Here is a 4,887-nt window from a genome sequence, read left to right on the forward strand (position 1 = left end):
CTCGTCAAGGTAGAACTGCGCGACGTCCGGGAAGGCGCGGGCCTCGCTCATGATGAGCAGCAGCAGGCCAGCAGCTTTCGATGAGCCCACCTTGGTCCACCAGGTCTCGGCCAGCAGGCGCAGCAACTCCGAAGTGGAGCCCTCGAAGTGATCGGCGAGCTCGTCACCGGCGCTGATGGCGTCGATCAGGTGCGAGCGCACCACGGCCTTGAAGAGCTCGTCCTTGCTGGGGTAGTACAGGTAGAGCGTGCCTTTGGAGACGCCTGCCCGGTGGGCCACCTCTTCGGCGCGCGTGGCGGCCAGTCCTTTTTCAACGAAGAGGTCGAGGGCTGCGTCCAGCAATTCTTGCGGGCGCGCGGCCTTGCGGCGCTGCCGGCCGCGCGGCAAGGCCTGGCTGAGAACGGCCATGGCTTCGCTCAGCGGGCAGCCCGCGGCGGGCGGGTCGGCGGGCAGGGCGCCGCCAACGGGGGGCTGGATTCGTTTCAAGCGGGTGGCAAATAACTGACTCTCGGGTCATTAATGTAGCTGTCGCCACCGAAACAGGTCAACGCCGACGGGCGGCCCGATCGGTTATGGTTTCGCCATGAACCGCCCTCAAGCCCAGCCTCGCGAGGCCTATGCCCACTTCAGCACCATCACCACGCGGTGGATGGACAACGACGTCTATGGGCACGTCAACAACGTCACCTATTACAGCTACTTTGACACGGCGGTGAACCGCTACCTGATCGAAGCCGGCGTGCTCGACATCCACGAGGGCGAGGTGATCGGCCTGGTCATCGAGACGCATTGCAATTACTTCGCGCCATTGGCCTTTCCGCGCAACGTCGAGGCCGGCATCCGCGTGGCCCACGTCGGCAAGAGCAGCGTGCGTTACGAAATTGGCCTGTTTGAGCAGGGTGAGGCGATGAGCGCGGCTTGTGGGCACTTCGTGCACGTCTACGTGGACCGCCAGGAGCGCAGGCCCACGAACTTGCCCGAGGCGTTTCTTCAGGCTTTGAAGCGGCTTCAGTCGCCCGATTGATTCAGTTCACGCGCAGGGTGGGCATGCGCCATGCGGGTATTCCCTGGCGCTGGTCGCGAAATCGCACGTGCTCGGCCGTCTATGATTTCTGGGTGCATCTGATATCTGTTGTTATCAGATTGAGGGTGCCACACCAGTTTGTCTTTCTTTGAGCCGTTTCCTCGGAGGTTTCCATGAGCCTGATGGGCCAGATGATGCACATGCCCCTGCTGATCTCGTCGCTGCTGACCCACGCAGCGCGTCACAACGGCGACACCGAGATCGTTTCCAAGCGCGTCGAGGGCGACATGCATCGCACCACCTGGGCCGAGGTCGAGCTGCGTTCGCGCAAGCTGGCCCAGGCCCTGGAGCGCCTGGGCGTCAAGGCCGGCGAGCGCGTCGGCACGCTGGCCTGGAACGGCTACCGCCACCTCGAGATCTATTACGCGGTGTCGGGCTCGCAGCGCGTGTGCCACACCATCAACCCGCGCCTGTTCCCGCAGCAGGTGGCCTGGATCGCCAACGACGCGCAAGACCAGGTCATCTTCGTTGACCTCAACATCTTCCCGCTGGTCGAGAAGCTGGCGCCCATGTTGCCCACGCTCAAGCACGTGGTGCTGATGTGCGGCCGCGAGCACATGCCCAAGGAGTCGCCGCTCACGAACCTGCACTGCTACGAAGAGCTGCTGGCCGCCGAAGACGGCAACTACCAGTGGCCCTCGTTCGACGAGAACGCTGCCGCCAGCATCTGCTACACCTCGGGCACGACGGGCAACCCGAAGGGCGCTGTGTATTCTCACCGCTCGACCGTGCTGCACGCGTTCGCCGCTGCGCTGCCTGATGCGATGTGCCTCAAGGCCACCGACACGGTGCTGCCGGTGGTGCCCATGTTCCACGTCAACGCGTGGGGCCTGCCGTATGCCGCCGCGATGGTGGGCTGCAAGCTGGTCATGCCGGGCCACCACCTCGATGGCGCCTCGCTGTACAACCTCTTCGAAGAAGAGAAGGTCACGATGTCGGCCGGCGTGCCCACCATCTGGCTGGGCCTGCTCAACCACGTCAAGGCCAACGGCCTGAAGTTCAGCACCTTCAAGAGCACGGTGATCGGTGGCGCGGCCTGCCCGCCCGCGATGATCCGCGCCTTCGAGAACGAATACGGTGTCGAAGTCATCCACGCCTGGGGCATGACCGAGATGTCTCCCCTGGGCACGCTGGGTCGCCTCAAGACCAAGCACGCCGAGTGGTCGACGGAAAACAAGCAGAAGCTGCTGGAAAAGCAGGGCAAGTCGGTGTTCGGCGTGGACATGCGCATCGTCGATGGCGACGGCAAGGTGCTGCCCTGGGACGGCAAGGCCGCAGGCGACCTGGAGGTGCGTGGTCACTGGGTCATCAACAGCTACTTCAACATGGACAAGTCGCCGCTGCACGACGGCTGGTTCCCCACGGGGGACGTGGCCACCATCGATGCCGATGGCTACATGCAGATCACCGACCGCTCCAAGGACGTGATCAAGTCGGGTGGTGAGTGGATCAGCTCCATCGACCTGGAGAACGTGCTGATGGCCCACCCTGCGGTGCACGAAGCCGCTGCCATCGCGTGCTTCCACCCCAAGTGGGACGAGCGCCCGCTGATGGTGGTCGTCAAGAAGCCGGGCGCCGAGGTGTCGGTGCAAGAGCTGATCGCTTTCTACGAAGGCAAGATCCCGAAGTGGCAGACGCCGGATGACGTTGTGTTCGTCGATGAGATCCCTCACACGGCGACCGGCAAGATCTCCAAACTGCAACTGCGCGAGCGCTTCAAGGAGCACAAGTTGCCCACGGCTTGAGCCGTTTGATGACAGCTTGGGCGAGGCCACTCGATGGCCTCGTTGATGCCATCGCATGCGTTGTTGTGTGCGCTGAAAGGACCATTCCGAAAGGGGTGGTCCTTTTTTTGTTCATCGCCCGCAATGCCCCATTTGATCGGCATCTCCGGCCGATGACCGTTTCTGCAATGAAGGCGTCCGAACGTTCGTTTGAAGTGTGTGTTGTTGCGGGTCATCCCTGAAGCTCCCCCCGATGCAAGGGGGGTAAATTGTGTTTGGTTGTGAGCATCGATTCAAAGGAGAAAGCAATGAGATTCCCCGTTCGTGCACTGAGCGTGCTGGTCATGACTTCCCTGACCGCCGGTGCCGCCCTGGCCCAGAAAGGCGAGACCGTCAAGGTCGCCTGGATCGATCCCCTCTCGGGCCTGATGGCCAGCGTGGGCCAGAACCAGCTCAAGAGCTATCAGTTCGTCGCCGAGAAGCTCAACGCCAACAACCCCGCTGGCGTGAAGTTCGAAATCATCAGCATCGACAACAAGCTGAGCCCTGCCGAGTCTCTCAACGCCTTGAAGTCGGCCGTTGACCAGGGTGTGCGCTACGTGGTGCAGGGGCTGGGCTCCGGTGCCGCAGGCGCGCTGGTGGACGCCATCAACAAGCACAACGAGCGCAACCCCGGCAAGGAAGTCGTCTTCCTGAACTACGCCGCGGTGGACCCCGATCTGACCAACAGCAAGTGCAGCTTCTGGCACTTCCGCCTGGATGCGGACACGTCCATGAAGATGGAGGCCATGACCACGTTCATGAAGGACCAGAAGGAGGTCCAGAAGGTCTACCTGATCAACCAGAACTACGCGCACGGCCAGCAGGTCTCCAAGTACGCCAAGGAAAACCTCAAGCGCAAGCGCCCCGATGTGCAAGTGGTGGGCGACGACCTGCACCCGCTGGCACAGGTGCGTGACTTCGCGCCCTACGTGGCCAAGATCAAGGCCTCGGGCGCCGACACCGTCATCACTGGCAACTGGGGCTCTGACCTGGCTTTGCTGGTCAAGGCCGCCAACGACGCGGGCCTGACCGCCAAGTTCTACACCTACTACGCCAACTTCGGTGGCACGCCGACGGCACTGGGCAAGGCCGCCAACGGTCGCGTCTACCAGGTCGGCTATGGCCACTACAACCTGGGTGGCACCGCAGGGCAGTTGGTCAGCGAGTTCAAGAAGCGTTTCAACGATGACTACTACTCGCAGGCCACCTACACCTCGCTGACGATGCTGGCGCAAGGCATGGCCAACGCCAAGTCGACCGACCCGGTCAAGGTGGCCAAGGCCATGGAAGGCATGAAGTTCAAGTCCTTCAACGGCGAGGTCGAGATGCGCAAGACCGACCACCAACTGCAGCAGCCTCTGTTCATCGCGCAGTGGGCGCCGCTGGACGCCAAGAACACCTACGACGTCGAGAAGACCGGCATGACCTTTGTGCCCGTCAAGGCCTTCGATGCGTACGTCTCGAGCACGCCGACCTCTTGTCAGATGAAGCGTCCCTCGTGATGCGCCATCTCTGAGGCTGGATCGCCTTGAGAAGTACCCGACCGATCGTTTCCTGCATGGGGGCGATCGGTCGTTTCGTGTTTGACGTGGCTCGCCCGGCCTGACCGGTCGGAGGGCCTTTCCGGTTCCGCGCGGTTGCAGCCGCCGGGGCTCCGCATGCCCGGTGATCCCGCTGGCATGCATCACGCTTGCCTGACATGGAAACCTTTTTCGTCTTCTTCCTGAATGGCATCAGCTACGGGCTGCTGCTGTTCATGCTGAGCTCGGGCTTGACCCTGATCTTCAGCATGATGGGTGTGCTCAACTTCGCGCACACCAGCTTCTACATGCTGGGTGCCTACATCGCTTACGCGCTGACAGGCATCATCGGCTTCTTTCCCTCGCTCGTGCTTTCGCCGCTGTTGGTGGGCTTGCTGGGGGCGGCCTTTGAGCGCTACAGCTTGCGCAAGGTGCACGTGTACGGACACGTGCCCGAGCTGCTGGTGACGTTCGGCCTGTCTTACGTTGTGCTCGAGGTGGTGCGCCTGGTCTGGGG

General features: G+C 62.5%; 5 protein-coding genes. 4 read left to right on the forward strand and 1 reads right to left on the reverse strand.

Features of this window, described 5'->3' with window-relative positions:
- On the reverse strand, positions 1–486 hold a 486-nt coding region (locus tag B2W70_RS14680; RefSeq protein WP_414631073.1), incomplete at its 3' end, for a TetR/AcrR family transcriptional regulator.
- Positions 487–583: 97 nt separating this feature from the next.
- Between B2W70_RS14680 and B2W70_RS14685 the strand changes: the two genes are divergently transcribed.
- From B2W70_RS14685 to B2W70_RS14700, 4 genes are all read left to right on the forward strand, one after another.
- Entirely contained in the window at positions 584–1,024 is a 441-nt protein-coding gene (locus B2W70_RS14685) for an acyl-CoA thioesterase (RefSeq protein WP_058089373.1), read from the forward strand.
- A gap of 173 nt (positions 1,025–1,197) precedes the next feature.
- Positions 1,198–2,829, forward strand: coding sequence for a 3-(methylthio)propionyl-CoA ligase (locus B2W70_RS14690; protein ID WP_286746779.1), 1,632 nt, complete (start codon positions 1,198–1,200; stop codon positions 2,827–2,829).
- A gap of 287 nt (positions 2,830–3,116) precedes the next feature.
- The gene (locus tag B2W70_RS14695) at positions 3,117–4,352 is read left to right on the forward strand and encodes a branched-chain amino acid ABC transporter substrate-binding protein (RefSeq protein WP_286746781.1); all 1,236 of its coding nucleotides are present in this window, start codon (positions 3,117–3,119) and stop codon (positions 4,350–4,352) included.
- Between the two features lie 197 nt (positions 4,353–4,549).
- Positions 4,550–4,887, forward strand: a 338-nt coding sequence (locus B2W70_RS14700) for an ABC transporter permease subunit (protein ID WP_414631074.1), incomplete at its 3' end; no start/stop codon positions are given.

Source organism: Aquabacterium sp. UBA2148 (assembly GCF_002328915.1).
GTDB lineage: Bacteria > Pseudomonadota > Gammaproteobacteria > Burkholderiales > Burkholderiaceae_C > Aquabacterium > Aquabacterium parvum.

Excerpts from the sequence above, each read along its gene's own strand:
- B2W70_RS14690 (WP_286746779.1), top strand. The coding sequence starts at position 1,198 with ATGAGCCTGATGGGCCAGATGATGCACATGCCCCTGCTGATCTCGTCG.
- B2W70_RS14685 (WP_058089373.1), top strand. The coding sequence starts at position 584 with ATGAACCGCCCTCAAGCCCAGCCTCGCGAGGCCTATGCCCACTTCAGC.
- B2W70_RS14695 (WP_286746781.1), top strand. The coding sequence starts at position 3,117 with ATGAGATTCCCCGTTCGTGCACTGAGCGTGCTGGTCATGACTTCCCTG.